Annotated in this window: 25 protein-coding genes; 14 read left to right on the top strand and 11 right to left on the bottom strand. The window is 29.2% G+C overall.

All coding sequences use genetic code 11. The annotated features are described in order from the left end of the window. Positions 1-2 precede the first annotated feature (2 nt). From Q0617_RS03045 to rsmA, 3 genes are read right to left on the bottom strand one after another with little or no spacing between them, the layout of a single operon-like run. A complete protein-coding gene (locus Q0617_RS03045) occupies positions 3-962 on the bottom strand; it encodes a KpsF/GutQ family sugar-phosphate isomerase (RefSeq protein WP_298750354.1) in 960 nt (319 codons plus the stop codon). Positions 963-971: 9 nt separating this feature from the next. After that, entirely contained in the window at positions 972-2,906 is a 1,935-nt protein-coding gene (locus Q0617_RS03050) for a ribonuclease J (RefSeq protein ID WP_298750356.1), read from the bottom strand. Further along, entirely contained in the window at positions 2,878-3,690 is an 813-nt protein-coding gene (gene rsmA / locus Q0617_RS03055; protein ID WP_298750358.1) for a 16S rRNA (adenine(1518)-N(6)/adenine(1519)-N(6))-dimethyltransferase RsmA, read from the bottom strand. Before rsmA ends, Q0617_RS03050 begins: the two co-directional genes overlap by 29 nt. A 74-nt stretch (positions 3,691-3,764) precedes the next feature. Here rsmA and hisF point away from each other — a divergent pair, with 74 nt between their 5' ends. The 7 genes from hisF (at position 3,765) to Q0617_RS03090 (ending at position 10,814) form a co-directional block, all read left to right on the top strand. Continuing rightward, the gene (hisF, locus tag Q0617_RS03060; protein ID WP_298750360.1) at positions 3,765-4,526 is read left to right on the top strand and encodes an imidazole glycerol phosphate synthase subunit HisF; all 762 of its coding nucleotides are present in this window, start codon (positions 3,765-3,767) and stop codon (positions 4,524-4,526) included. Position 4,527: 1 nt separating this feature from the next. Continuing rightward, on the top strand, positions 4,528-5,199 hold the full coding sequence (locus tag Q0617_RS03065; protein WP_298750362.1) for an SIMPL domain-containing protein: 672 nt from the start codon (positions 4,528-4,530) through the stop codon (positions 5,197-5,199). After that, positions 5,196-5,732: a purine-nucleoside phosphorylase gene (locus tag Q0617_RS03070; RefSeq protein WP_298750364.1), complete on the top strand. Its 537-nt coding sequence runs from the start codon at positions 5,196-5,198 to the stop codon at positions 5,730-5,732. Before Q0617_RS03065 ends, Q0617_RS03070 begins: the two co-directional genes overlap by 4 nt. A 46-nt stretch (positions 5,733-5,778) precedes the next feature. After that, positions 5,779-6,846 carry a 23S rRNA (adenine(2503)-C(2))-methyltransferase RlmN gene (gene rlmN, locus Q0617_RS03075; protein WP_298750366.1) on the top strand — a complete coding sequence of 356 codons (1,068 nt, stop codon included), beginning with the start codon at positions 5,779-5,781 and terminating at the stop codon, positions 6,844-6,846. An 84-nt stretch (positions 6,847-6,930) separates the two neighbouring features. Further along, positions 6,931-8,343, top strand: coding sequence for a glutamate--tRNA ligase (gene gltX / locus Q0617_RS03080; RefSeq protein WP_298750369.1), 1,413 nt, complete (start codon positions 6,931-6,933; stop codon positions 8,341-8,343). 76 nt (positions 8,344-8,419) lie between these two features. Then, the gene (locus tag Q0617_RS03085) at positions 8,420-8,623 is read left to right on the top strand and encodes a cation transporter (protein WP_298750371.1); all 204 of its coding nucleotides are present in this window, start codon (positions 8,420-8,422) and stop codon (positions 8,621-8,623) included. Between the two features lie 10 nt (positions 8,624-8,633). Next, the gene (locus tag Q0617_RS03090; RefSeq protein ID WP_298750373.1) at positions 8,634-10,814 is read left to right on the top strand and encodes a heavy metal translocating P-type ATPase; all 2,181 of its coding nucleotides are present in this window, start codon (positions 8,634-8,636) and stop codon (positions 10,812-10,814) included. 20 nt (positions 10,815-10,834) lie between these two features. Here the strand turns inward: Q0617_RS03090 and Q0617_RS03095 are convergent, their stop codons facing one another. Next, positions 10,835-11,263, bottom strand: coding sequence for a DUF411 domain-containing protein (locus tag Q0617_RS03095; protein WP_298750375.1), 429 nt, complete (start codon positions 11,261-11,263; stop codon positions 10,835-10,837). Next, the gene (locus Q0617_RS03100; protein WP_298750377.1) at positions 11,260-11,481 is read right to left on the bottom strand and encodes an SHOCT domain-containing protein; all 222 of its coding nucleotides are present in this window, start codon (positions 11,479-11,481) and stop codon (positions 11,260-11,262) included. Before Q0617_RS03100 ends, Q0617_RS03095 begins: the two co-directional genes overlap by 4 nt. A gap of 120 nt (positions 11,482-11,601) precedes the next feature. On the opposite strand from Q0617_RS03100, the gene Q0617_RS03105 reads away from it, so the two are divergent. From Q0617_RS03105 to Q0617_RS03135, 7 genes are all read left to right on the top strand, one after another. Continuing rightward, positions 11,602-12,261: a response regulator transcription factor gene (locus Q0617_RS03105; RefSeq protein ID WP_298750379.1), complete on the top strand. Its 660-nt coding sequence runs from the start codon at positions 11,602-11,604 to the stop codon at positions 12,259-12,261. Positions 12,262-12,316: 55 nt separating this feature from the next. Further along, positions 12,317-13,390 (top strand): HAMP domain-containing sensor histidine kinase, encoded by a 1,074-nt coding sequence (locus Q0617_RS03110; protein WP_298750381.1) that lies wholly within the window; start codon positions 12,317-12,319, stop codon positions 13,388-13,390. Positions 13,391-13,453: 63 nt separating this feature from the next. Then, positions 13,454-13,837 carry a FixH family protein gene (locus Q0617_RS03115; protein ID WP_298750383.1) on the top strand — a complete coding sequence of 128 codons (384 nt, stop codon included), beginning with the start codon at positions 13,454-13,456 and terminating at the stop codon, positions 13,835-13,837. Then, positions 13,837-15,033: a TolC family protein gene (locus Q0617_RS03120; RefSeq protein WP_298750384.1), complete on the top strand. Its 1,197-nt coding sequence runs from the start codon at positions 13,837-13,839 to the stop codon at positions 15,031-15,033. The genes Q0617_RS03115 and Q0617_RS03120 overlap by 1 nt, the downstream gene beginning before the upstream one ends. Then, positions 15,030-16,013 carry an efflux RND transporter periplasmic adaptor subunit gene (locus Q0617_RS03125; RefSeq protein ID WP_298750387.1) on the top strand — a complete coding sequence of 328 codons (984 nt, stop codon included), beginning with the start codon at positions 15,030-15,032 and terminating at the stop codon, positions 16,011-16,013. Before Q0617_RS03120 ends, Q0617_RS03125 begins: the two co-directional genes overlap by 4 nt. Before the next feature lie 6 nt (positions 16,014-16,019). Continuing rightward, positions 16,020-19,139 (top strand): CusA/CzcA family heavy metal efflux RND transporter, encoded by a 3,120-nt coding sequence (locus tag Q0617_RS03130; protein ID WP_298750389.1) that lies wholly within the window; start codon positions 16,020-16,022, stop codon positions 19,137-19,139. A gap of 80 nt (positions 19,140-19,219) precedes the next feature. Continuing rightward, entirely contained in the window at positions 19,220-19,516 is a 297-nt protein-coding gene (locus Q0617_RS03135; RefSeq protein ID WP_298750391.1) for a hypothetical protein, read from the top strand. A 32-nt stretch (positions 19,517-19,548) separates the two neighbouring features. Here Q0617_RS03135 and Q0617_RS03140 read toward each other — a convergent pair whose 3' ends face one another. The 6 genes from Q0617_RS03140 to Q0617_RS03165 are packed head-to-tail and all read right to left on the bottom strand — an operon-like array spanning position 19,549 to position 26,030. Further along, positions 19,549-20,904 carry an MATE family efflux transporter gene (locus Q0617_RS03140; RefSeq protein WP_298750393.1) on the bottom strand — a complete coding sequence of 452 codons (1,356 nt, stop codon included), beginning with the start codon at positions 20,902-20,904 and terminating at the stop codon, positions 19,549-19,551. Positions 20,905-20,936: 32 nt separating this feature from the next. Then, positions 20,937-22,199 (bottom strand): homoserine dehydrogenase, encoded by a 1,263-nt coding sequence (locus tag Q0617_RS03145; RefSeq protein WP_298750395.1) that lies wholly within the window; start codon positions 22,197-22,199, stop codon positions 20,937-20,939. A gap of 15 nt (positions 22,200-22,214) precedes the next feature. Further along, positions 22,215-22,646, bottom strand: a complete 432-nt coding sequence (locus tag Q0617_RS03150; protein WP_298750397.1) for a hypothetical protein — start codon at positions 22,644-22,646, stop codon at positions 22,215-22,217. Next, complete coding sequence (locus Q0617_RS03155) at positions 22,639-23,985, bottom strand: AAA family ATPase (protein ID WP_298750399.1); 1,347 nt, start codon at positions 23,983-23,985, stop codon at positions 22,639-22,641. The genes Q0617_RS03150 and Q0617_RS03155 overlap by 8 nt, the downstream gene beginning before the upstream one ends. A gap of 12 nt (positions 23,986-23,997) precedes the next feature. Continuing rightward, complete coding sequence (locus Q0617_RS03160; RefSeq protein ID WP_298750401.1) at positions 23,998-25,206, bottom strand: LL-diaminopimelate aminotransferase; 1,209 nt, start codon at positions 25,204-25,206, stop codon at positions 23,998-24,000. A gap of 2 nt (positions 25,207-25,208) precedes the next feature. Then, on the bottom strand, positions 25,209-26,030 hold the full coding sequence (locus Q0617_RS03165; RefSeq protein ID WP_298750402.1) for a hypothetical protein: 822 nt from the start codon (positions 26,028-26,030) through the stop codon (positions 25,209-25,211). Between the last annotated feature and the right edge of the window lie 4 nt (positions 26,031-26,034).

Below are 26,034 nucleotides of genomic sequence, written 5' to 3' on the forward strand. Positions count from 1 at the left end.
ACCTACTTTATTCCTGCTTCTATTAAATCATGAATATGTAATACACCAATAAGTTTATTACTTTCATCAACAACAACTAATAGTTGTATCTTATAATCTTCTACAATCTTAAGTGCATCACTTGCTAATAAATCTTTGTTGTTTAAAAGTCTTGGATTCATTGTTGCTATATCTTCAACTTTACACTCAAGAGAAAAGTCATCATTCATTAGTGCACGTCTTAAGTCACCATCACTTAATAAACCTACAACTTTGTCATTATCAATAATGATAACATTTCCAAGTCTACCCTCACTCATTTTTACAATAGCATCTTTAAGAAGTGTTTCACGTGAAACAAGTGGCAAGTTATCAGTTCTAATTAAATCAGAAACTTTTATAAAAAGTTTTTTACCTAAGCTTCCACCCGGATGAAAAGATGCAAAATCACTTTTTTGGAAATCTCTTTTTTTCATTAAACAAACAGCCAATGCATCTCCCATTGCCATTGTTAATGTAGTAGATGTTGTGGGTGCGATATCTAAAGGACAAGCCTCTTTTGTAACACTGATATCAAAAAATATATCTGCATAATTTGCTAAAGTAGAGTTTGGAGTTTTTGCCATTGCAATCATTGGAATATCAAATCTTTTAAGATGGGGAAGAATTTGTATTAACTCTTCACTCTCCCCTGAATATGATATAGCTAAAACAGCATCATCTTTTCCAATCATACCTAAGTCACCATGCATAGCTTCTGTTGGATGAAGGAAAAAAGAACTTGTACCTGTACTAGCTAGTGTTGCAGCTATTTTTGTCCCTACAAGTCCAGATTTACCTACACCTGTAACAATGAGTTTACCTTTAGTTTTAAAAATAAGCTCAACAGCTGCATTCATATCAAAAGTATTCTCAACTGAGGCTCTTTCTAACTCTTTTGCTTCAGTTAGTAAAACCTCTTTTGCAATCTCATTATAATTCATAATAGATCCTTACTGAACAAATATAGTAGGCACAATCATAGGGTATTTTTTATATTTTCTAACACAATGTTTTCTAACAACTTTTCTAATTTCATCTTCTAAATATTTATTATTTTTAAAGACACCCTCTTTTGCATTTGTTAAGAATATTTCTAAAATATCTTCAATCTCTTTTGCAAAGAATCTATCTTGTTTATCTGGAACTAATCCAAATGAAGTGACTCTTGTTCTTTCTGAAAGTTTTCTATCACTTTCACTTATTTGTGCAACAATCATAACAACACCTTCATTTGCCATTGTTTGTCTATCTAAAACAATGTCATCAGCTATTTTATGATTTAGTTGATTATCAATATAAGTTTTTCCAGTCTTAACTGTTTTTACTTTTTTAAGATATTTAGGTGTAACTTCAACTTGCTCACCATCACTCATGATATAAGTATTTCTCTCTAGTACACCACATGCAATACCTGTTTGTTGATGTTTAACTGCATGGTTGTATTCTCCATGAATTGGCATAAAGAATTTTGGTTTTACAAGTCTAAGCATAAGTTTTTGTTCTTCTTGTGCAGCATGTCCTGAAACATGAATTTCTGAGAAGTTTTGATATGCAACTTCCGCACCAGCTTTTAAAAGGTGGTTGATGATTTGAGAAACACTCGCTTCATTTCCAGGAATTGCTTTAGCAGAAAGAATGATTTGATCACCTGGCTTAATTTTAATATGTCTATGCTCATGTATAGACATTCTATATAGTGCACTCATAGATTCACCCTGAGAACCAGTTGTTATGATTAAAACTTGCTCATCATTGTACTTGTGAACTTCATGTGGATCAATAAATTGATCTCTTGGGAATTTGATATATCCTAAAGCCATTGCAAGCTCTAAGTTTTTCTCCATAGATCTTCCAATAACACAAACTTTTCTTCCATATTTTAAACCATGTTCAATTGCTTGAGAAACTCTATGGATATTTGATGAGAAAGTTGACATTATAACTCTACCTTTAGCTTTTGAGAAAAGGTTGTCAAATGTAGGACCAACAGTTGATTCAGATTTTGTGAAACCTGCTGTATGTGAGTTTGTAGAGTCAGACATTAATAATAAAACACCCTTCTCTCCATAATGTGCAAATCTATGTAAATCTGTTGGAAATCCATCAATTGGAGTGTGGTCGATTTTGAAATCTCCCGTATGTATGATTGTTCCAGCTTCAGTTGTAATAGCTAATGATGAAGCATCAATTATAGAGTGAGTAACATGCATCCATTCTATTTCAAAATCCCCTATTTTAATAGGAGTTCTTTTTTGAATTGCTTTAAAATAACTTCTGTGTTGTCTCATTTTATGTTCATCAAATTTTGAACCAATCATCTCTAATGGTAAAGATGTTCCATAAACTGGAAATTGCATCTCTTTAAATAAATATGGCATTGCACCAATATGATCTTCATGACCATGAGTGATAATAATTGCAGCGATTTTATCTTTGATTTCTCTAATATAAGTTAAATCAGGGATTAAAATATCAACTCCATGCATATCTTCATCAGGAAAACTCATACCAACATCAACAATAATTGCACTTTTTTCAGTCTCAATTACCATCATGTTTCCACCAATTTCACCTAATCCACCAAGTGGAGTAATTCTAACTTTTTGTGTAGCGTTTAGATTTAATTTATTGTGTGGGTTAAGTCTATCTTTGTGGATTCTTTCATTTATAACATGAGCTTTTCTAAGGTCTGTTATCCAACCATCACCAGATTGATCTTCCATTTTAGGAACAACTATTTTTTTTCTTTTGTTCATTGGTCTTTTTGGTTTTTGCTTTTTTGGAGCAGCCTCTGTTGCTTGTGTAGTGTTTGCAACTTTTGAAGTTGCTGGAGCAGAATTTTCTACAACTGGAGTATCAGTCTGTACTGTTTTGTTTTCTTCCATTTATTATTGCCTTTGTATATATTTGGCTATACAAAGATGAACTAACCTCATGAGGTCGAATATTATCACTAATTCCAAGCTCTTCAAATAAAGAAAGAATAGTCTCTTTTGGAACAACAGATGAAATATTTTTAGATAGCTTTTTTCTAGGCTGTTGAAAACAAGCCTTTAAAAAACTATTAAAATCCTTATCCATTTTTTTAGACATATCTTTTTTTATGTAAAGAATTGAAGAGATAACTTTTGGAGGAGGATCGAAAGATTCTGGTGGCACATCAAATAAAATCCTAGACTCTTTTGAGCATAGTTTTGATATTACACCCAATGCAGAAAACTCTTTGTCTCTTTCATTGGCAGAAAATTTTTCAGCAACCTCTTTTTGAACCATTACAATAATGTGTTCACAAGCATCATCTTCAAATGCTCTTAATATTATATTAGTCGCAATATAATAGGGCAAATTAGCGATTAAATCATACTTACTATCATGTAAACTTTTTTGTTTATCCCAAGCTTCTAAAACATCGGTGTGGACCAGTGTTAGAGAACCATTTTCTATAGGAGTAGCAAACTTAGTTTTTAATATAGTAAATAGATCTGTATCGACCTCGTAGGCAGTTACATCTTTGCATTTGACTAAATTTTTCGTCAAATCACCTAATCCAGGCCCAATTTCGACAATATGATTATTGTTCTTGGGCATCGATTGGATGATTCTTGATAAGACTGTGTCATCTTTTAAAAAGTTCTGACCATATTTCTTTTTTGCTTTTACTTTTTCCATAAGAAGAAAGATTATATATGAACTTAACTTACATTTAGATAAGATAAAAAGTTAAAAATGATTAAGGATAAGAAGTGAGCAATTTTGCAAAGAGAATAATTCCATGTTTAGATGTAAAAGATGGAAGAGTTGTTAAAGGTGTTAATTTCGTTGGATTAAAAGATGCAGGTGACCCTGTTGAGGTTGCAAAACGATATAACAATGAAGGTGCAGATGAAATTACTTTCTTAGATATAACAGCTAGTCATGAAAATAGAGATACAATAGTTCATATAGTAAAAGATGTGGCAAAAGAGGTCTTTATCCCCCTAACAGTAGGTGGTGGTATAAGAACTTTAGAAGATATATATAAACTACTAAATGTAGGGTGTGATAAAGTTTCTGTAAACTCAAGTGCAGTTGTAAACCCTGGGTTTATAGATGAAGGTGCAAAAAGATTTGGTAGCCAATGTATAGTTGTTGCTATTGATGTAAAAAAAGTAGCAGATGGCTCTTATCACGTTTTTGTAAAGGGTGGTAGAGAAGATACTGGACTTGATGCACTAGCTTGGGCAAAAGAGGTTTATAATAGAGGTGCAGGTGAGATATTACTTACTTCTATGGATACAGATGGTGCAAAAACCGGTTTTGAATTAAATATTACACAACAAATATCAAGTTTAATAGATATCCCCGTAATTGCAAGTGGTGGTGCGGGAACTATGGAGCATATGAAAGAAGCTTTTGAGCATGGAGCAAGTGCAGCATTAGCTGCTTCAATTTTCCATTTTAAAGAGATAGATATTATGGATTTAAAACACTATTTAAGAGATAACAATATACCAGTAAGGATTTAATATGAAAAAATACTTATTTTTACTAATACCTTTTCTTCTAAATGCATATGAAATTAACTTTAGTAAAAAATTTACAAAAGATTTAATACCAAATATTTTGGGTGCAGATATTTCAATAATTGTTGAAGATAAAAAAGAAAAAGAAGTGATTGAAAGATTGGACATTTTTAATAATAAAATTAAAGAGTACAATAAAGTGGAGAAACAATTAGGTTCATTTAATGTAAGACCTCAATATCAAAGAAGCAGTAATAGCCCTAAAATATATGGCTATAAAGGGACTTTAAATTATAAAATAGAAACTACTGATGCATTAAATATGGGAGAGTTTATCTCTATGATAACTTCACTAAAAGAGGATAGGGATACTTCAGTATCTTTAAATAATCTTTCATGGAGAGTAAAAGATGATAGCTACAATGTAATATTAGACTTGCTAAGACTTGAGTCAATAGAGTGGGTAGAAAATTATGCAAAAAATCTTTCTGCTGATTTAAATAGAACTTGTAGTGTAAAAGTAGTAGATTTACAAAATAACATTTTACATACATATAGAGAAGCAGTTGCAAGTTTAAGAATTGATTCATCTCTTAAAAGAGAAAATGTACCAGTACCTGAAGTATCACAACAAAAAATCTCAATCACTACCAACTATAAATTGGAGTGCAAATGATTGTTTGTGCTGGAGATATAGAGAGTTTTAAATATGCAGAACCTATGGGAATAGGCTTAGTTGATATGGCAATAAACCTAACTCGAAGATGTCTGTTCAATAAGCCTGAGTTTATTTTATTTATAGGAACAGCTGGAAGTTATGGAAATCACAATATATTAGATATTGTTGAATCAAAGCGTGCTTCAAATTTGGAGTTGTCATTTTTAGAAAACAACTCTTATACACCTATTGATAATGTCCTAGAATCAGAAAATAAATTTGTAAAAAATGACACCATAGTAAATAGTTCAAACTATATTACTACAAACTTTGAACTTGCAAAAAAGTATAATGACTATGGAATAGGTATAGAAAATATGGAGTTTTTTTCTGTTGTAAAAGTGGCAAAGGAGTTTGAAATTCCAGTTGCTGGAATATTTGCAGTAACTAACTATACAAAACAAAATGCCCATGAAGATTTTAAAAAGAATCACAATGCGGCAATGGAAAAAATCACAAAATATTTATTAGAAAAAAATATAATTAAGTAATATGATGTTTCATGTTTCATGTGAAACATTATAAAAAAGGAAAAAATTGCAATCAATATATGACTTTACTTTAGATGAATTAAAAGGGAAACTAAAACCTTCATTTAGAGCAAAACAGGTTTATAATTGGATATATAAAAAATATGCTACTTCTTATGATGAGATGAAAAACATACCAAATGATTTAAAAGATGATTTAAAAAAGAACTATGCAATTGATATTTTAAAGATTATAAAAAAAGAGAAAAGTAGTGATGGAAGTATAAAATATCTTTTCCAACTTCATGATGGGCATACTATTGAAACTGTATTTTTATTAATGCGTGAGAAACAAATAGGTGATGATGGAGTTGTTGAAAAGGGTGAAAAATATACTGTTTGTATATCAACACAAGTAGGATGTAAAGTAGGGTGTACTTTTTGTTTGACTGCAAAGGGTGGTTTTGTTAGAAATCTAAGTGTTGGAGAAATCGTTGCCCAAATTGTAAATATGAAAAGAGATAATAATATTGACGAAAATAAATCACTGAATATAGTATTTATGGGAATGGGTGAACCACTAGACAATTATGATAACTTTGTTCATTCTGTAAAAGTATTCTCACAAGAAGAGGGCTTATTTATTAATAGAAGAAGACAAACAGTCTCAACTTCAGGAATATCTTCAAAGATAGAAAAACTAGGAAATGAAGATTTAGGAATACAACTTGCTATCTCTTTACATGCAGTTGATGATGGATTAAGAAGTGAATTAATCCCTATGAATAAAGCATATAATATCAAATCAATAATAGATGCTGTGAAAAAATTCCCAGTTGATGCTAGAAAAAAAGTGATGTTTGAATACCTTGTAATAAAAGATAAAAACGATGATACTGCAAGTGCTAAAAAACTATTATCATTACTTGATGGAATAAAAGCAAAAGTAAATCTAATATATTTTAATCCATATCCAGGCACTACATATCAAAGACCAGAAAGCAAAAAAATGGTAGAATTCCAAAATTACTTAATAGGTAAAGGTTTACTTTGCACAATTAGAGAATCAAAAGGTTTAGATATCTCAGCTGCATGTGGACAACTTAAAGAAAAGGATGCTGATGGAACCGCTTGATTTAGCAATGTTAATATTTATAGTAGGCGTTATTATAGTATCGGCAATAGGATTTTTTAAAAGTTATAAGAATAAGGAAGATTAATGGTAGTAACAAGATTTGCACCAAGTCCAACAGGTTATTTACATATTGGTGGACTACGAACAGCTTTATATAGTTATTTATGGGCTAGAAAGTCAAAAGGTGAGTTCAAGTTAAGAATTGAAGACACTGATACAGCAAGAAATAACGAAGATGCACTCGGTGCAATTATGGAAGCTTTTGAGTGGGTTGGTTTAGATTATGATGGAACAGTAGAGTATCAATCAAAAAGAAACGACATTTATAAAAAGTATATAGATCAACTTTTAACTGAAGGGAAAGCTTACCATTGTTATATGAGTAGAGAAGAGCTTGATGCTTTACGAGAGACTCAAATGGCAAATAAACAGACTCCAAGATACAATGGAACATGGAGACCAGAAGATGGTAAAACATTGCCAGCTATTCCAGAAGGTATTGAACCAGTAGTTAGAATAAAATCACCTCAAAGTGGAACTATTACCTTTGTTGATGGGGTAAAAGCTACTATGAATTTTGAATGTAGTGAAGTTGATGATTTTGTAATAGCTAGAAGTAATGGAGTACCTACTTATAACTTTGTTGTTGCAATTGATGATGCCTTGATGGGTATGACAGATGTAATAAGAGGTGATGACCACTTAAGTAATACTCCAAAACAAATAGTAATTTATAATGCTCTTGGTTTCACTCCACCAAAATTTTATCATATCCCAATGATAAATAATCCATCAGGTAAAAAACTATCTAAAAGAGATGGTGCAATGGATGTAATGCAATATAAAAAAGATGGATATTTACCAGAAGCACTTTTAAACTTTTTAGTAAGACTTGGTTGGTCAAATAAAGATCAAGAGATATTTTCAATGGAAGAGATGTTAGAACTGTTTGAACCAACAAATATAAATAAATCAGCATCAGCTTATAATGAAGAAAAACTTTTATGGTTAAATTCACACTATATAAAAAATGTATCAAACGAGAGATTGGCACGTGAGTTAGAGTTTTTTGACTGTCATATTCATGGACATGATAAAAAAGAGATGCTATTAGATTTAACAAAAGAGAGAGCTCAAACATTGGTTGAGCTAAAAGATGCTATTAATATTATCTTAGAAACACCAAGTGACTATGAAGCAAAGGGTGTTAAAAAATTTGTTAAAGATGAGACTAGTTTAAAAATGTTAGAAAACTATGTAAAACTACTTGAAGAGAAAAGTGATACTCTTCATTTAAGTATTGATTATGAAGCTATAACTAAACCTTTTATTGAAGAGTTTGAACTAAAATTTCCTCAACTATTTCAACCAATAAGATTAGCTTTAACAGGAACTACACAAGCACCATCAGTTTATGATATCATGGAGGTACTTGGTGCAAAAGTAACATGTGAAAGAATTAAAACAGCATGTGAAAAAAACTTTAATAAAGAGTAATCTCACTCTTTATTAAAACTCACACTACACACAATTTTTATATAAAAACAATATAATACCTTTTAAAGGATATATTATGAAAAAAATCTACAAAGCAAATAATATAAACTGCGAAAGTTGCAAAAACCTAATAAAGGCCTCTTTAGAAGATGAATTTGGAACAATAGAAGTTGATTTGACAAAAACTCCAAAAGAGATTACTTTAGAGATAAATTCTAATGAAGAAGAGAATAAGTTAAAAGAAGAAATGAAAGACTTAGGCTTTGATATATTAGATTAAAGGTTAAATTATGGCAAAAGAGAAGATTAATTTAAACATATCAGGTATGACTTGTGTTAATTGCTCTGGTGGAATAGAAAAGTTTTTAAATAAAAAAAAGGGAGTAATCTCTGCAAATGTAAGTTTTGCTTCAAGTGAAGGGGAGTTTATTGTAGATGATACTCTTTATTCTAAAGAAAAATTATTTAACGACATACAAAAACTAGGGTATAAACCAGAAGAAGATTTAAAAGCTTTAGAAAAAGAGCAACTACTCTCTTTTTCTAAACTAAGAAAAACATTTATTATATCTATAACTTTGACTATTGCCATTTTTTGTCTAGCATTCTTAAATATATTTAATGATGAGTTGACAAAATATTTAGTGTTTTTTATAGCTTCAATTGTTCAATTTTATTGTGGGTTTAGATTTTATAAACTAGGTATAAAATCAGTAATAAACAGAAACTATGACATGAATGTACTAGTAGCCTTAGGTACAAGTGCTGCATATTTTTATTCCTCTGCTGTTGTTTTCTTTCCAAGTTTATTTCCAGAAAACCTAATGTTTTTATACTTTGATGGAGCAGCTGTTATTATCACTTTCGTTCTTTTAGGTAGATACTTAGAAGAAAACTCAAAACTAAAAGCTAGTGACTTTTTAAAAAAACTTATGAATTTAGCACCTGTAAATGCTAATTTAATAGATGAAAATAAGAATATAAAAACAGTATTGGCAAGTGATTTAAAACTAAAAGATATAGTCCTCGTAAAAAGTGGAGAAAAGATACCCACAGATGGCCTTATTATTGAAGGAAATGCAGATATTGATACTTCAATGATAACAGGTGAATCAATGCCAGTTTTTAAAAAGATTGGTGATGAGGTTTTATCTGGAACATTAAATAGTAATGGTGTGATAAAAGTTGAGGTAAGTAAAGAATCTGCTGATACAACTCTATCAAAAATTATAACACTTTTAAAAACAGCCCAAAGTAGACAAATACCAATTAGTAGATTTGCAGATAAAATTGCAAATATTTTTGTACCTACAGTGATTGCTATTTCAATAGTCACATTTTTAATTTGGGGCTTGATGTTTGGTGATTTTCAAAAAGCAATAATAGCTTCAATTAGTGTTTTAATTATCTCTTGTCCTTGTGCTTTAGGATTGGCAACTCCCATAGCAATAGTGAGTTCAGTAAGTAGGGGAGCAAAAGAGGGAATTTTAATAAAAAATCCAGAAATTTTAGAAGAGATAAAAGAGATAAAATACGCAGTATTTGATAAAACAGGAACTTTAACTAAAGGTGAAATAACTGTTTCAAAAACAAATATTGATGAAAAATATTTTGAATTAATAGGCTCTATTGAAAACTATAGTGAACATCCCATCTCTAAAGCTATAGTAAATTTTATCAAAGATAAAAAATATGATGTAAATAAAGAGATAAAAGATATTGATATTATCCCTGGAAAAGGTATAAAAGCTTTTTTTAATGATGATGAAATAATTTTAGGTAATAAAAAGTTATTAGATGAAAATGACATTGAAATAGATAAAAAACACGAAGAGTTTTATTTAGAAGAGTTAGAAAAATCAAATGGATTAATCTATGTGGCTATAAATAAAAAAACTATAGGCTCTTTTTCTTTGGAAGATAAGTTAAAAGAAGATGCCATAAAAGTAATAAAAGAGTTAAAACTGTTAAATATAGAACCTATTTTATTAACAGGTGATAATAATATAACAGCTCAAAAAATAGCTGAGAAACTTGGTATTAAAAAAGTTTATAGTGAAGTTTTACCAACCCAAAAATATGAAATAATAAAACAGTTACAAGAGAAATCAAAAGTGATGTTTATAGGAGATGGAATTAATGATGCTCCTTCAATAAAACAGGCAAATATAGGTATTACTTTAAATTCTGGTTCTGATATTAGCAAAGATGCTGGAGATATAATTTTAGTAAATAATGAGTTGATGTCTATTATAAAAAGTATTAATTTGTCTATTGAAACTATGAATGTAGTAAAACAAAATCTATTTTGGGCTTTTGCTTATAATATACTTGGTATTCCCCTTGCAGCAGGTGTTTTATACCCAATCTTTGGACTTATGTTAAATCCTATGTATGCAGGTATTGCTATGAGTTTTTCTTCTGTAAGTGTTGTGTTAAATTCATTGAGGTTAAAAATTAAAAAGTTGTAAATATAATTTACAACTTTTTTTTAATGTATTTCATAAACTCCACTGCTACCATCTTTATTTATATATATTATGTTGTAGGCTTGTTTCATATTACCCTGTTCCATACCTGGACTGCCTATTGGCATACCTGGAACTGAAATACCTAAAATATCAGGTTTTTCATTTAGCATTTTTTGCACAGCACTATAATCTACATGTCCTTCTATAAAATAACCATCTACAATTGCTGTGTGACAAGAAGTCTGTCCTGCTTGTAAGCCAACTCTTTTTTTTAATTTATTGACATTGTTTGTTTCTATGGTTTTTACGTCAAAACCTTTACTTTTCATTATGTTTATCCATTTTTCACAACAACCACAATAAGGAGATTTGTAGACAGTCATAGTTTTACCTTCCATTGCGAAAATTGATGTTGCAATGAATAATAGTGATAATATTACTTTTTTCATTTATTTTCCTCTAATACTTTCTTTTTTGATTTATACTCTTCTTCAGATATGTCGCCACTTGCAAACTTTTCTTTTAAGATATTAATTGCAGTATCTTTTTCATATTTATTCTCTTTATTACTAAAAATTGAAAATATTAAAAAAACAATAATTCCCCAAAAAATAAGCATTCCAAATCCATGAAGCAGTGTCATGTTCATATTCATAAAATGAAACATCATATCCCTTTTTTTTGTGTTATGTTATCAAGCCTATGTGTAGAGTGTGTGGAAAAGAACTAAGAGAAACAAAATCTTAAAAAAATATTATGCTACAATTACTTTTTTAAAAGGAATAAGATGAAGATACTTTTGATGGAAGATGATTTGATTTTAAATGAGATTATTGAAGAACACCTTCAAGACAAAGGTCACACAGTTATTTCTACATATGATGCAAACTCAGCCCAAAATCATCTTTATGAAGATACCTTTGATTTACTTTTACTAGATGTAAATGTTCCAGGATTTACGGGATTTGAGTTACTAAAAGAGTTAAGAGATAATGGTATAAAAATCCCTGCTATATTTATCACTTCCCTTGATATGATAGATGATGTTGAAAAAGGTTTTGCTTCAGGTTGTGATGATTATATTAAAAAACCTTTTGAACTCAAAGAGCTTGATTTACGAATAAACAATATAAAAAGACTCTTTAATATTGACCTTTCAACACTAAAAATATCTGAGAACTGCATAATTGATAAAGAAAATCTTATGATTATCATAGAAAATAAAAACATACATATTACTCAAAAAGAGTTAGATGTATTGATTTACTTGTATAATAATAAAGAAAAAGTAGTAAGTATAGATGAACTTAGTTTAAATCTTTGGAGTTATGAAGATAGTCCAAGTTCAGCAACAATAAGAACATATATAAAAAACTTACGAAAACTATTAGGTGAAAACTATATATTAAATATAAGAGGAGTAGGTTATCGATTTAACAACAACTGAGAAGAATACCTTTTTTAGATTTCTGTCTTTATATTTAGGCTCTGCTTTTATTCTAATGATTTTAGTAGCCTTTTTATATTTTCAAAATGAAAAAACTCTCTATTTTGATTTAACAAAATCAAATATGCAAAATGTAGTTTCAAAGCTTTCCAATGAGATTATCTTTGCACATATGAGAGGAACACACTTTAATCAAGATGAATACTTAGAAAATAGAGATTACAGACTCTCTTTTTATGATGAAAACCAAAAGAAACTTTTTGGAAATATTGATGAAGAGATAGATTTTGATAAAAAGTTTATAAAAAATGATGATTTTATAATGATTATTGATAACTCTACTGTAGGACATTTGGGTATAGATTATATAGTTATAAAAGATAACTCTTTTACTAAAAAAATAGATAATCTTATGGGTAAGATTATAGTTGCTTTTATTAGCTCTTTTTTGTTTATCTCTTTTGTTGGATTCTATTTGGCAAAACTATTTTTAAAGCCAATTAAAGATGAGAGGGAAAAGTTAAATAATTTCATCAAAGATACTACCCATGAGTTAAATACACCAATTAGTGCAATATTGATGTCAACAGAGAGTGAAAACCTAAACTCAAGACAAATAGAGCGTATAAAACTAAGTGCAAAACGAGTATCTGAAATATATAAAGATTTAACGTATGTATTTTTGAGAAAAGATATAAAAGCAAACGAGTCAGAAGAACTTGATTTGGCTTTTTTAATAAAAGAGCAATTAGCCTACTTTGAACCTTTAGCAAATAAAAAAAAGATAGAGATTACTTTAAATATTGAACAGTTCTTTTATAAGATTGAAGAGGATGAGTTTATAAGACTATTTAACAATATAGTCTCTAATGCTGTAAAGTATAATAAAATAAATGGGAAAATAGAGATATCTTTAAAAAATAGAGTATTGACAGTAAAAGATACAGGTATAGGAATAGAGACTCCAAAACTAAAAGATATATTTAACAGATATTATAGAGCTACCACAGAACAGGGTGGTTTTGGTATAGGACTAAATATTGTTTATGAAATTGGTAAAAAATATAATATTAAAGTAGAAGTTGAATCTATTTATAATGAAGGTACAACAATAACTCTTCGATTTTAATCTCCACACAATCTCCACACTAAAAAGATAGAATTCCTAAACTAAAAATTTAGGAGTTCAAGAATGAAAAACTTATTTAAACTGTTTGCTGGTTTATTAATAGCATTTAATTTAGTACATGCTGATCCTTTACTTCAAGAAGGAAGTAAAGATGGCTATGATATAAAACTAAGTAGTGAAAAATCATTAGTTGTTGGTAGTAATGAAATAGTAATCGAGTTATTTAAAGATGAAGCTATTTTAACAAGTGCAAAAGTTAAAATTAAATTTTATATGCCTGAAATGCCGGGTATGCCATATATGGAAGATGAATCTAAAGCAAAACTTATTGATGGCAAATATAAAACAAATGTAAACTTTTCAATGGGTGGAACTTGGCAATACCAATTAAAGTTTAAAACAGAAGATGGGAAAGTTCATAAAGTAAGAGGGAGTGTAAACCTCTAATGCTAAGAAATAGTTTTATTCTGCTTTGTTTGATGATTTCAAGCTCATTTGCCCAAAGTTTGGAAGAGATAATAAATAGTGCCATAAATAATAACAGAGATTTACAAGCTATTGAAAAATCTATACAAATAGCAAATGAGCAAATTAAGCTATCAAATAAGTGGGATAATCCTATTTTGACCATTGGTGCCAATGACTTGCAGTTCGACACTTCTCGTAGAGATTTGGAGCCAATGCAAGCACAATATCTAGGCTTCTCACAGAATATTCCAATAAATGATAAATTTACTCTACAAGAAGAGATAGCACAAAAAGATAAAAACATTGCACAGCTAAATTATGAAGATGCAAAACTAAAATTAAAATCAAAACTTATTCAATATGTATATAGTATAAAAATATTAGAAAATAAGTATTCATTGCTAAATGAGTATCAAAAAAATATAAAAAGTTTGGAAGATTTAACTACTTCTTTATACGAAAATAGTAAATCAAATCAAAACATGATAATAGACCTAAAAACAGACTATTTAAAAATTGAAGTTCAAAAAGAAAATCTAAAAAATATAATCAATAACAGCTATTTAAAACTTGAAGAGATAACTTATGACAAAGTATCAAGTATAGATATTGCTTTGGATATAAAAGAGCTAATTTTTGTAAAAGAGATATCAACTCATCCAAAAATAAAAATATTAGAACAAAACAGTGAAAAGTTTAATAAACAAGCCCTTTTAGAAGATGCAAAAAAATTATCAGATGTAAAAGTAAATGTAGCATATTTCCAAAGGGATGATAAGTATAAAGATTACGCAAATATCTCTTTATCTATTCCCTTAGCACTATATGGCAAAGAGAATATAAAGATAGTGCAAGCAAAAATGAAAGCAAGTGAGTTTAAAGATAAGCTTGATGATATGAAAAAAAGTTTTGAGTTAAAATTAGCTTCTCTTCAAAATGATATAGATAGTTCATATAAAAAATATCAGCTTATAAAAGAGAGGATTATTCCTCTGCAAGTGAATAATCAAGATACTATTGAAAAATACAATAGTTTAGGAATAACACAGCCAAATGAGATATTAAAAAATCTAAATAAAATAATCAAAAATAGAGTTGCAGCATATGATGAGATGAAAAATTATTTTGATGCATATGGCAAAAGCTACTACTTCACCCAAGGAAAAATTAGATGAGAAATATACAAAAACTATTTTTATTTTTACTATTTGTAGGGGTCTTAAATGCCCAAATTCTTGAGGTAAATCAGCTATTTAATAAAAAGATTGTAAAAGTTAAAGATGAGACTATTTATGAGACAAAAAGCTTTTACGGAGAGACTTTGTTTGCAGAAGATAGTATCAAAGATATAGTTCTTAGATTTGATGGGTATGTAAGTTCTTTAGAGGCAAATAAAAACTTAATGGAAGTAAAAAAAGGTGATAAGCTATTCTCTTTATACTCAGACAAAATAGAGAGTATAAAAAAAGAGATAGAGCTTACAAAGTCTATAAATAAGGCCTTGTATAAAAGCTCACTTGAAAAGCTTGACTCTTTGGATGTAAAATTATCCCAAATAAAAAATAAAGATATATCATATTATGCCCCATTTGATGGGATAGTTTTAAATAAAAAGATAAATGATGGCTCATATATAAAAACTGGCACTTTAGTTATGCAACTTGCAAACATAGATAAGATTTGGTTTATTTCAAAGGTTTATCAAAGTGATTTAGGTTTTTTATCAAATGATATGGATGCCAAAATCAAAATAGATGGTATCGATATGAACTTTAAAACAAAAGTTGATTATATCTATCCCTTTGCAAACAATCAAAGTAAAACTATAGATGTAAGGTTTGTAATTGATAATAAAAACAAAAAACTTTTTCCAAATATGTTTGGAAAAGCCCTTATCAAAAGTAGTTCAAAAAAGGTGCTAACCTTACCAAAAACTGCGGTCTTAGCTAAAGGAGATAAATATTATGTATTTAAGCCAATTTCAAAACAAGAGTTTGAGCCAGTTTTAGTGGAAGCTAGACGGGTATCTTCTTCAAAATATGAGATTGAAGAGGGATTAAGTGCTGGTGATGAGGTAATTGACAACGCTTTATTTTTATTGGATTCTGATGCCATTACAAATAGTTTGTATGATTCAGAAGATGAAGACTGGTAATAAGTAATGGTAGAATATATAATAAATAAAAGCGTACAGAATAAGTTTTTAGTTCTGTTTTGCGTAGTTATTTTGACAGTTGCCTCTTTTTGGGCTGTAAAAAACAGCTCTTTAGATGCACTTCCTGATTTATCACCTCCTCAAGTGATTGTTCAAGTAAAATGGGCAGGACAAAGTCCTAAAACAATAGAAGAGCAAGTCTCTTACCCTCTTATTTCAAACTTGATGAGCTTACCAAATATAGATACAGTAAGAGCTATGAGTTCATTTCAAAATGCTTTGATTTATATAATATTTAAAGATGGAACAGATCTTTATGACTCTAGAAATAGAATACTAGAACAACTATCCCAACTACAAGGAGCTTTTCCCGAGGGTGTTGATGTAGCAATTGGTCCAGATGCTACAGGTGTTGGTTGGGCTTATGAATATGCTTTAAAATCAAAAACAAAATCCCTAGAGGAACTAAGAACTTTACAAGACTATTATTATAAATATGCACTTTTAGGAGTGGATGGAGTATCAGAAATAGCCTCTATTGGTGGATTTATAAAAAACTATGAGATAACACTAAATCAAGATAAATTAGTTCAATACAACCTTAGTATCAATGAAGTAAAAAAAGCCCTTACTTCTAATAATGATGAAAAAGGTGGTCGAATCATCTTAGAAAATGGTTTTGAGCAGATGATTCAAGCAAAAGGTTATTTACAAAGTGTGGTTGATATAGAAAACATCACTGTTAAAACCTATGATTCCATACCTTTAAAGATAAAAGATATAGCAGAGGTCAATATAACTTCATCAAACAGACGTGGAATGGCTGATTTAGATGGTGAGGGTGAAACAGTTGGAGGGATTGTTGTTGTAAGATTTGGTGAAAATCCATATAAGGTTATAAAAGCAGTTAAAGAGAAGTTAAAAACTCTGCATGTGGATGATGTAGAAGTTGTGGAAACTTATGATAGAAGTTCTTTGATTGATAAAGCTATTGATACACTTAAAAACACATTATTGGAAGAATCAATTATTGTTATGGTGGTTACTGCTTTATTTTTATTTCATATTCGAAGTGCTTTAATTATAATCATAACTTTACCCTTAACAGTTTTATTTACTTTTCTTTGTATGAAACTCTTTGGAATGGGCTCAAATATTATGAGTCTAGGTGGAATTGCAATTGCTATTGGAGCAATGGTTGATGCAAGTATTGTAATGGTTGAAAATGCCCATAAACACCTACAAGGAAAAGAGAATATAAGCAACGAAGAGAGAATAAAAATCATCATAAAATCAGCAAAACAAGTGGGCCGTCCCATCTTCTTTGCTTTGATTTTAGTTGTGGTTTCATTTTTACCAATATTTGCCCTAACAGGACAAGAGGGAAGACTTTTTTCTCCTCTAGCTTTTACTAAGTCATTTGCTATGATTTCAGGTGCCATTTTATCTATTACACTGGTACCTATTTTAATGATATTTTTTATACGTGGAAAAATCATGGATGAGAAGAAAAATTATATAAATAGATTCTTTATAGCTTTATACTCTCCATTGTTAAAATTATCACTTAGATTTAGATATTTGGTTGTAGTTATATTTTTCGCAACTTTAATTTTGGCATATCCAGTTTATAAAAATCAGAATTGGGAATTTATGCCAATGATGAATGAACAAACCTTTATGTACATGCCCGTAACCCCCTATGGTATTGGTGTTGATTTAGCAAAAGAGCTTACACAAAAGACTGATAAGATTTTAAAATCATTTCCAGAAGTACAAACTGTATTTGGAAAAGCAGGGAGAGCTGATACGGCAACGGATCCAGCACCCTTAGCTATGATTGAGACTATTATTCAATTTAAACCCCAAGACCAATGGCGAGAGGGAATGACTTATAAAAAGCTAATGCAAGAGATGGATGAAAAACTAAGAGTTACTGGACTTATAAACTCTTGGACATATCCTATTCGAGGAAGAATTGATATGCTTCTAACAGGGATTAGAACTCCTTTAGGAATAAAGTTGTATGGAAATGACCATCAAAAGTTAGAAGAGATAGCTTTAAAGATAGAGCAAAAGCTTAAAAAGTTTGATAAAACCCTATCTGTATCATCTGATAAGATGAATTCGGGATACTATTTAAATATAAATTTAGATGAAGAGATGTTATCAAGATATGGAATAACTAAAAATGATATTTTATCAACTATCTCTTTAGGAGTTGCAGGAGCTAAAATATCTACTTATCTTGATGCACTAGAGCGATATCCCATAAGTTTACGGTATGAAACAACTCAAAGGGAAGATATAACATCTTTAGAAAATCTTCAAGTAAAAACAAAACTTGGCTTTCAACCTTTAAAAGAGTTCGCAAGTTTAAATTATGAAGAGGGACCATCTGTAATAAAATCAGAAAAAGCTTTAAATGTAAACTTCACATATATAACTCCTAAAGCTGATGTTTCAGTAAAAGAGTATAAAGATAAAGCCCAAGAGCTTTTAAAAGAGATAAAACTGCCTTCAGGTTTTTATTATGAGTGGGCAGGGCAAAGTGAGTATTTAGAGTCTGCCATGAAAAAGTTAGCATATATTATACCTTTGACTTTTGTGATTATATTTATACTTATCTTTTTTGCTCTTAGAAATCTTACATATACGATGATTATATTTTTTACTCTGCCTTTTGCAATTACTGGGGGAATATTTTATTTAGATTATCTAAACTTCAATATCTCAATTGCAGTAATCGTTGGATTTCTAGCTCTCCTTGGTGTTGCAGCAGAAACTTCAATCGTAATGCTTGTATATTTGCATGAAGCTATGGTAGAATTAAAAGATAAATGTATATCACTAGATGATGATAAGCATGTTTTTCATGCCATTTATAAAGGAGCAGTTTTAAGACTTAGACCAAAGCTTATGACACTCTTTGCTATTTTGGGTGGATTGATACCTATTATGTATATTGATGGGGTAGGAAGTGAAGTGATGCAAAGAATTGCAGCACCTATGATTGGAGGAATGATAAGTTCAGCCTTTTTAACGCTGATTATTATCCCTTCTATATTTTATATTTTAGCTTTAAAAAGAAGAGATAAAATCTTAGAACAGCAGTTATCTCATTAAAAAGATAACTACACGAAAAGTACACAAAGATTTTATAGAATAATAAAAGCTAAAAATCAAACAAAAAAAAGGATCTAAAAATGAAAAAATTTATGTTATTAGTAGCTGCGTTACTATTTACTGCTGGTGTTGCTATGGCTGATGGTAAATCAGGTTCATGTGGAGCTGGAAAATGTGGAGACTCTAAAAAAGAGATGAAAAAATCTGCTTCTTGTGGTAGTGGAAAATGTGGTGGTGAAATGAAAAAAGGTATGAAAAAAGATGGATCATGTGGAACTGGAAAATGTGGTGATTCAATGAAAGAGAAAAAAGAGATGAAAAAATCAGGTTCATGTGGAACTGGAAAATGTGGTGATTCTAAAAAAGATATGAAATAATTTTTGTTTTCATATAGTTAGGGTGTAGACTTCTACACTCTAATATTACATAAAACTTTCAACTTATACATTGTATAAAAATAAGCAAATATTGCAGCAGAATAAATCATAAAAAACATACCAACAAACAAATAGATGTAATCTAGTTCAAAATATTTAACAATAATATATGAAACCAATGTTTTAGCAATAATTTGTCTATATATTCCTATATAAAATATCATCTTAGGTTGTTTGATAGCTTGAAGTGTTGATACACAAACAAATAAAACAACATAAGCATAAAATATCCAAACTTCAACAAGTAAATAATCAAAGCCATATTGAACAACACCTATGTCATCATCAAATTGTGCAACTATGAGTTTCCCAAAAATATATAAGAAAATAATCCCAAAAGTTGATATTATAAAGCCATATTTAAAAGCTAATAAAACAATCTCTTTTACTCTATTAAATTGTTTTGCACCATAATTATTTGAGACTAATGAAAGAACAGCAGTACTTAGTCCAAGAGCTGGCAATAACATAAGTTGTTCTACTCTAAATCCAATTCCATATCCCGCTACTGCTTTATATCCATAATGTGTAACAAAATATGTAAGAATTATAGAACCAAAGGCCATTGTTAGCATATTGAGACTTGATGGGGTTCCTTGCTTGATAAAAGCCTTATAAACTCTAAAGTTGGGTAAATAGTACTCTAGCTTTTCAAAGTGTATAATCTTTGTTTGTAGGACTTTATAGAGCATATAAAACATATTTATAATTTGTATTAAAACAGTTGCAAAGGCAATACCTGCAATTCCCATACCTGGAATAACCCAAAAACCATAGATAAACAAGGGATTTAATGCCAAGTTTGCAAAAAAACCAAAAATCAAAGAGTTTCTATATGTTTTTGTATCTCCCCTTGAAACTAGTATGGCATTTAATGAAAAGTTTGTCATAAAAAATACTGCACCTAAAAGTATAATATTCATATACTCTAAACATATTTCAAGGTATTTACCTTCAGCACCTAGGATTTTAAATAGCAATGGAGCAGTAAAGTATCCCATAATAGAAAAAAGAACTCCAAGAATAATTAAAAAGCTAATACCTTTGTGGGCATATATGGAGGCAAGATGATTTTTTTTTCTTCCAAAAGAGTTTCCAATAAGTGCTGTAATTGCAGATGAAAAACCATATCCAAAACCAATAATTAAGAAAAATATCATAAAAGATAGGGATAAAGCAGCAATGGCTTGTGTTGAAATAAGTCCAGCATAAAATGTATCTACTACATTATACATGGTATTAAAAAACATACCAGTACTTGCTGGTATGGCTAACTCTTTTAAGAGTTTTGGAATTGGGGCTTCAAGCAAGTATTGCGTTTTATTCAAAAGTGTTCCTTACTTGAATTATATTATATAGTTTAGTCTTCGATTCTTATCATTACAGGTTTTATAGTAACAACTTTTGAGTTTTCTAATTGTGAAATCGCTTTGTGAATATTTTTTTCAATACAAGTATGCGTTGAAAGTAAAAGATGAGCACAAGTTTTATTAAATGGTTTTTGAATCATTTTTTCAATTGATATTTCATTTTCACCTAAAATAGTTGCAATTTTTGCTAAAACACCAACTTTATCTTCAATTCTTAGTCTCAAATAATATTTTGTTTCTATTTCATCTTTTGGCATAATTGTTAGGTTTTCTTTATTGTCACTCTCAAATCCTAACATTGGTGAACCTTTCCCACGTCGTGCGATATCTACGATATTTGCAATAACAGCACTAGCAGTTGCATCACCACCTGCACCTGGTCCATAATACATAGTTTCACCAACCTTATCTCCAATTACAGAGATACCATTCATAACTCCATCAACCTTTGAAATCATCTCATCTTTTGAGATAAATACAGGATGAACTCTAAGTTCAATTTGACTTCCTATTTTTTTAGCGATAGTTAGAAGTTTAATTGTATAGTTAAACTCATTTGCAAAATCAATATCAGGAGTATCAATATCTTGAATACCTTCAATTAAGATATCTTCAGGTTTTGCATCAATACCATAAGCAATAGAACCTAAAATAAGAAGTTTATGTGCTGCATCAAAACCACCAACATCAAAAGTTGGATCAGCTTCTGCATAACCTAACTCTTGAGACTCTTTTAAAATAGTATCGTAGTCTACACCTTCATTTATCATTTTTGTAAGCATATAGTTACAAGTACCATTCATAATCCCTCTAATAGACTGAATATGATTAGCTGTCAATCCATCTCTTAAGGCATTAATAATTGGAATACCACCAGCAACTGCTGCTTCATATTCAAAAGGAATATTTCCTGCAAGTTTTTCTAGGTCATATCTATGATAAGCAAGAAGTGCTTTATTAGCAGTAACTACTGATTTACCCTTTAAAAGGGCTTTTTGTACGATTTCATAAGGTTTTTCAATTCCACCCATTAGTTCAACAATAATATCAATAGAGTCATCTTCTAAAACTTTATCAATATCATTTGTTAATTCAATAGTTACATCTCTTTTTTTACTCAAATCGTTTACAACACCAATAGTAGGAACAATTTCAATACCAGCACGTGCGGTTATAATATCTTTGTTATCTTTTAATATGTTTGCTACACTTGCACCAACAGTTCCTACACCAATAATTGCGACTTTTAACATTTTTATTAATCCTTCTTATATTTCAATAGCAGTTGTATTATAAATTTTATGAGATAATGGAATGTGTTTAATTCTTTTGTTTAATAATCTTTTTTTTACCATACTATCACTAAATTTTTTACATATAAATATGCATTTGTGTATATTTATACCTTGGTTTTCTAAAATTCTGTAAACATTAGATATTTGTTCAATAATCTCTTTTAATATATGATTTGTAACTGTACCACATTTTATTTCAAGAAGTGTAATCTTATCATTCTTATGGATAATTAGACAGTCACAAAGCGTTGGTTCTATTGAACCAAATATTGATTTTTTCATTTTTAAGTCTTTTATTCCTAAATCTGGCTTGTATATTTGTTTAATATCTTTTTTACTTAGTTTACACGTATTATCTTTACATTCTGATGATGTATTAAATATTAAATTTAAAGTATTAATCATTTTTATTTAATATTCTTTCATTTAATTCATCACTTCTATCTAAAAGTTCATCTAGAACTTCATCAAAATTATCATTTGAAATACCAAATTTGTCTATTTCAAGTTTATTGACAGTTGTCTTTGTTTTTTCATTTTTAAATAAATAGGCTGAAACATCATCTTTTGATATTGCAAATTCATTATCTTTTTCAATATTGTCTAACTTGATACAGTTATTAATTTCATTTAAAATATAATCACTATGTGTAGTTACTAAAACTTTTGCTCCTGAATTAGAAAGTAAGACAATAAATTTGGCCATTTGTATTTGTGCTTTTGGATGGAGGTGAGCTTCTGGTTCTTCTATAACAAAAAAAGTTTTAGAAATATCTTCTGTATTTTTTAAAAAAACAATAAAAGGTAAAGTTTCCAATGTTGCTGAAGAGGCTAAATGCAAATCTAACCTTGTATTATTTTTTGTTTTTAAGTAGAAGTTTTTATAATTATCATCCAATTTTTCTTCTTCAATTGAACCCTTTATTATATTTCTTTGTAAAAAGTCAATAAGAAGTGTTTGAAGTTTTTTATTATCTGGATTGTCATGTTTAAAAATAGACAACCATTTAATATCTAATTTATTTGATCTAATATCAGAATAGTTTGTAATGAAATCTATCGTTGGTTTTGTAAGTCTTGCAGAGCTTGATTGTCCTTTATATTTGTCTCTTAATAATCCAGAGACAATTTCATCAAATGCTAAGATGAAACCTGTTCTTGAGGCTGGAAAATACTTTATACCTGAATAGCTAGAAAGATTATTTTTAAAGTATAAGAATATTTTATCAAGTATGTTACTTAAAAGCATGTATATGATTAAATCGTCATCAACATCTTTTGTATCATTAAATATTTCAATTTCATATTGATTTTCTTGAAATAAATCAGCTAGATTTAAATTATTTTCATAAAATATTTTTTCTAAAACATTTGAATTATTATTAAAACTTTTATTGATTAATTTTGTAAATAATGTATTTATTAAAAAATACATATGATTGATAAGATTATTAAAATCAGTTCTTTTATTTTCAAATGAAAAAATTACATGAGTAAATTTTCTATTTGTTTCTTTGATGTCTCTTCTTTCTATAATTGTTTCAATAAGAAACTTTGATTTTGGAAATAAAAGAAATAGAATTTCTTTTTCTTCAGGTTTCTCTTTTATTAAAGTTAAAAATTCATAAATAATGTGAGCCATATAACTCTTATGAGTAGAATTTTGTCCTACAAAAAGAGTTAAGTTTTTAACTTCAACTTCTGCTTCTTTTATATTTGCAAGATTTTCTACTCTAAGCTTCATTATTTATATCTCCTATAAACTATTTAAATATTTTTTTATATTTTTTGCTGCTTGTCTAATTCTTTTTTCATTTTCAATTAAAGCAATTCTTACATATTGGTCACCATATTGTCCAAATCCAATACCAGGACTAACTGCTACTTTTGCTTCTGTAAGAAGTTGTTTAGAAAATTCCATACTTCCAAGATGTGCAGCTTTTTCAGGGATTTTTGCCCAAATAAACATAGAAGCATTTGGTTTATTCATTTTCCATCCAGCATCTTTAAATGCTTCAAGCATAACATCTCTTCTATAATTATATTTTGCAATATGCTCTGCAACACAATCTTGTGGACCATCAAGGGCAATAGTTGCTGCAACTTGAATAGGTGTAAACATTCCATAGTCAAGCCATGACTTGATTCTTTTTAAAGCACCTATTAGTTTCTCATTTCCAACCATGAAACCAACTCTCCATCCTGCCATATTGTATGATTTACTTAAAGTAAATGATTCAACAGCAACATCAAGTGCACCTTCAGCTTGGAAAATTGACGGAGTTGTATATCCATCAAAAGTGATATCAGCATAAGCAATATCAGAGATAATATAAAATCTCTCTTTTTTAGCAAGGTCAACTAATCTTTGGTAAAACTCAGGTCTAACTGTTGCACAAGATGGGTTATGTGGGAAGTTAACTAAAACATATTTTACTTTTGGAATAGACTCTTTTAATGTTTTATTTAATCTTTCGAAAAATAACTCTTCATCTACTTCAAAACCTTCACCAAATGGTAATTCAAAATTATGAATAGCAGCACCTGCTAACATAAATGCATAAGAGTGAATAGGGTATGTAGGGTCTGGAACAACAGCCACATCTCCAACATTTACAATAGCTTGTACTAAGTGAACATATCCCTCTTTACTTCCCATTGTAGCAACGGCATGTTTATCTGGGTCTAAATAATCTACACCATATTTTCTTTTGTACCAATTACAAATAGCAAGTCTAAGTTTATAAATACCAGCACTTGCACTATAGCCATGGTTTTTTGACTTATCAGCTGTCTCTTTTAATTTATCTATAATATGTTGAGGTGCAGGACCATCTGGATTTCCCATTGAGAAATCTATGATATCTTCACCTTTTCTTCTAGCTTCCATTTTTATATTATTAACTTCAGCAAACACATAGTTTGGAAGTCTTTTCATTCTTTCAAATTCAATTTCGGGGAACACATTTACTCCTTGATTAATACACTTAATCCACGCTTTATATTAAATAGCGTGTATAAGTCTGTTATTTTTATATATTTTGTATTTTCTGGTATAGAAAGTGTTATACTTCTATAAACTTTTTCCTCTTTTGAAACCTTTAGTATATTCAAGTGTTCATCATAAAAAACAACATAAGGTAACCATCTATTTAGTGTTCTACTTACTATGTATATTTTACTTGCTTTATCAACTCGTATAAAGTAAGGAGATAAAGGTTTTGAAAAAACTACTTTTTCATTATTTGTGATATATGTTGCATCAAATAAAGAAGCATTTGTAGTATCTAGTTCATAAGTCCATTTATCATTATTTCCTTTTGTTATATCCAATACTCTACAGTCATGTTGAAATAACTCATTTGATAATACCAAAGGGTCAATGGCGGCTTCTGTTTTCAACTTTATTGTCCAAGTTAAACTTTCACTTCCATCATATATTGTGTGTTTTGTAAAATAGTAGTAATAACCTAGTGATTTTAGAGTATCTTTTAATATCTTAAATGATTTTACAGGATTACTATTTATTTTAAAAGTAACTTCTATATTTTTAGGATTGTTGAATGCTAAGTTTAAAAGTCCATTATCTTTTAAAGTTTTTAATATAGTTTGATAATTGAGTCCATCTACTGTTGTGTATTGGTACTCTTTTTTAAAGATAAAATTTATTAAATTTTTATGTGTTAGATAGTTTTGTGTACCTATAAAGTTTTCAATCTTTTGATTTAATAGCTCATTTGCATTTAAACTTATTACTAAAAAAATAGAAATTAAAATTTTTTTTATCATTATC

The sequence above is a fragment of the uncultured Arcobacter sp. genome, assembly GCF_937982575.1.
Taxonomy (GTDB): domain Bacteria; phylum Campylobacterota; class Campylobacteria; order Campylobacterales; family Arcobacteraceae; genus Arcobacter.

Excerpts from the sequence above, each read along its gene's own strand:
- Q0617_RS03095 (WP_298750375.1), bottom strand. The coding sequence starts at position 11,263 with ATGAAAAAAGTAATATTATCACTATTATTCATTGCAACATCAATTTTC.
- Q0617_RS03065 (WP_298750362.1), top strand. The coding sequence starts at position 4,528 with ATGAAAAAATACTTATTTTTACTAATACCTTTTCTTCTAAATGCATAT.
- Q0617_RS03070 (WP_298750364.1), top strand. The coding sequence starts at position 5,196 with ATGATTGTTTGTGCTGGAGATATAGAGAGTTTTAAATATGCAGAACCT.
- Q0617_RS03145 (WP_298750395.1), bottom strand. The coding sequence starts at position 22,199 with ATGTTAAAAGTCGCAATTATTGGTGTAGGAACTGTTGGTGCAAGTGTA.
- Q0617_RS03085 (WP_298750371.1), top strand. The coding sequence starts at position 8,420 with ATGAAAAAAATCTACAAAGCAAATAATATAAACTGCGAAAGTTGCAAA.
- Q0617_RS03130 (WP_298750389.1), top strand. The coding sequence starts at position 16,020 with ATGGTAGAATATATAATAAATAAAAGCGTACAGAATAAGTTTTTAGTT.
- Q0617_RS03150 (WP_298750397.1), bottom strand. The coding sequence starts at position 22,646 with ATGATTAATACTTTAAATTTAATATTTAATACATCATCAGAATGTAAA.
- Q0617_RS03110 (WP_298750381.1), top strand. The coding sequence starts at position 12,317 with ATGATTTTAGTAGCCTTTTTATATTTTCAAAATGAAAAAACTCTCTAT.
- Q0617_RS03155 (WP_298750399.1), bottom strand. The coding sequence starts at position 23,985 with ATGAAGCTTAGAGTAGAAAATCTTGCAAATATAAAAGAAGCAGAAGTT.
- Q0617_RS03100 (WP_298750377.1), bottom strand. The coding sequence starts at position 11,481 with ATGTTTCATTTTATGAATATGAACATGACACTGCTTCATGGATTTGGA.
- Q0617_RS03105 (WP_298750379.1), top strand. The coding sequence starts at position 11,602 with ATGAAGATACTTTTGATGGAAGATGATTTGATTTTAAATGAGATTATT.
- Q0617_RS03115 (WP_298750383.1), top strand. The coding sequence starts at position 13,454 with ATGAAAAACTTATTTAAACTGTTTGCTGGTTTATTAATAGCATTTAAT.
- Q0617_RS03135 (WP_298750391.1), top strand. The coding sequence starts at position 19,220 with ATGAAAAAATTTATGTTATTAGTAGCTGCGTTACTATTTACTGCTGGT.
- Q0617_RS03045 (WP_298750354.1), bottom strand. The coding sequence starts at position 962 with ATGAATTATAATGAGATTGCAAAAGAGGTTTTACTAACTGAAGCAAAA.
- Q0617_RS03090 (WP_298750373.1), top strand. The coding sequence starts at position 8,634 with ATGGCAAAAGAGAAGATTAATTTAAACATATCAGGTATGACTTGTGTT.
- Q0617_RS03165 (WP_298750402.1), bottom strand. The coding sequence starts at position 26,030 with ATGATAAAAAAAATTTTAATTTCTATTTTTTTAGTAATAAGTTTAAAT.
- gltX (WP_298750369.1), top strand. The coding sequence starts at position 6,931 with ATGGTAGTAACAAGATTTGCACCAAGTCCAACAGGTTATTTACATATT.
- rsmA (WP_298750358.1), bottom strand. The coding sequence starts at position 3,690 with ATGGAAAAAGTAAAAGCAAAAAAGAAATATGGTCAGAACTTTTTAAAA.
- Q0617_RS03125 (WP_298750387.1), top strand. The coding sequence starts at position 15,030 with ATGAGAAATATACAAAAACTATTTTTATTTTTACTATTTGTAGGGGTC.
- Q0617_RS03050 (WP_298750356.1), bottom strand. The coding sequence starts at position 2,906 with ATGGAAGAAAACAAAACAGTACAGACTGATACTCCAGTTGTAGAAAAT.
- Q0617_RS03120 (WP_298750384.1), top strand. The coding sequence starts at position 13,837 with ATGCTAAGAAATAGTTTTATTCTGCTTTGTTTGATGATTTCAAGCTCA.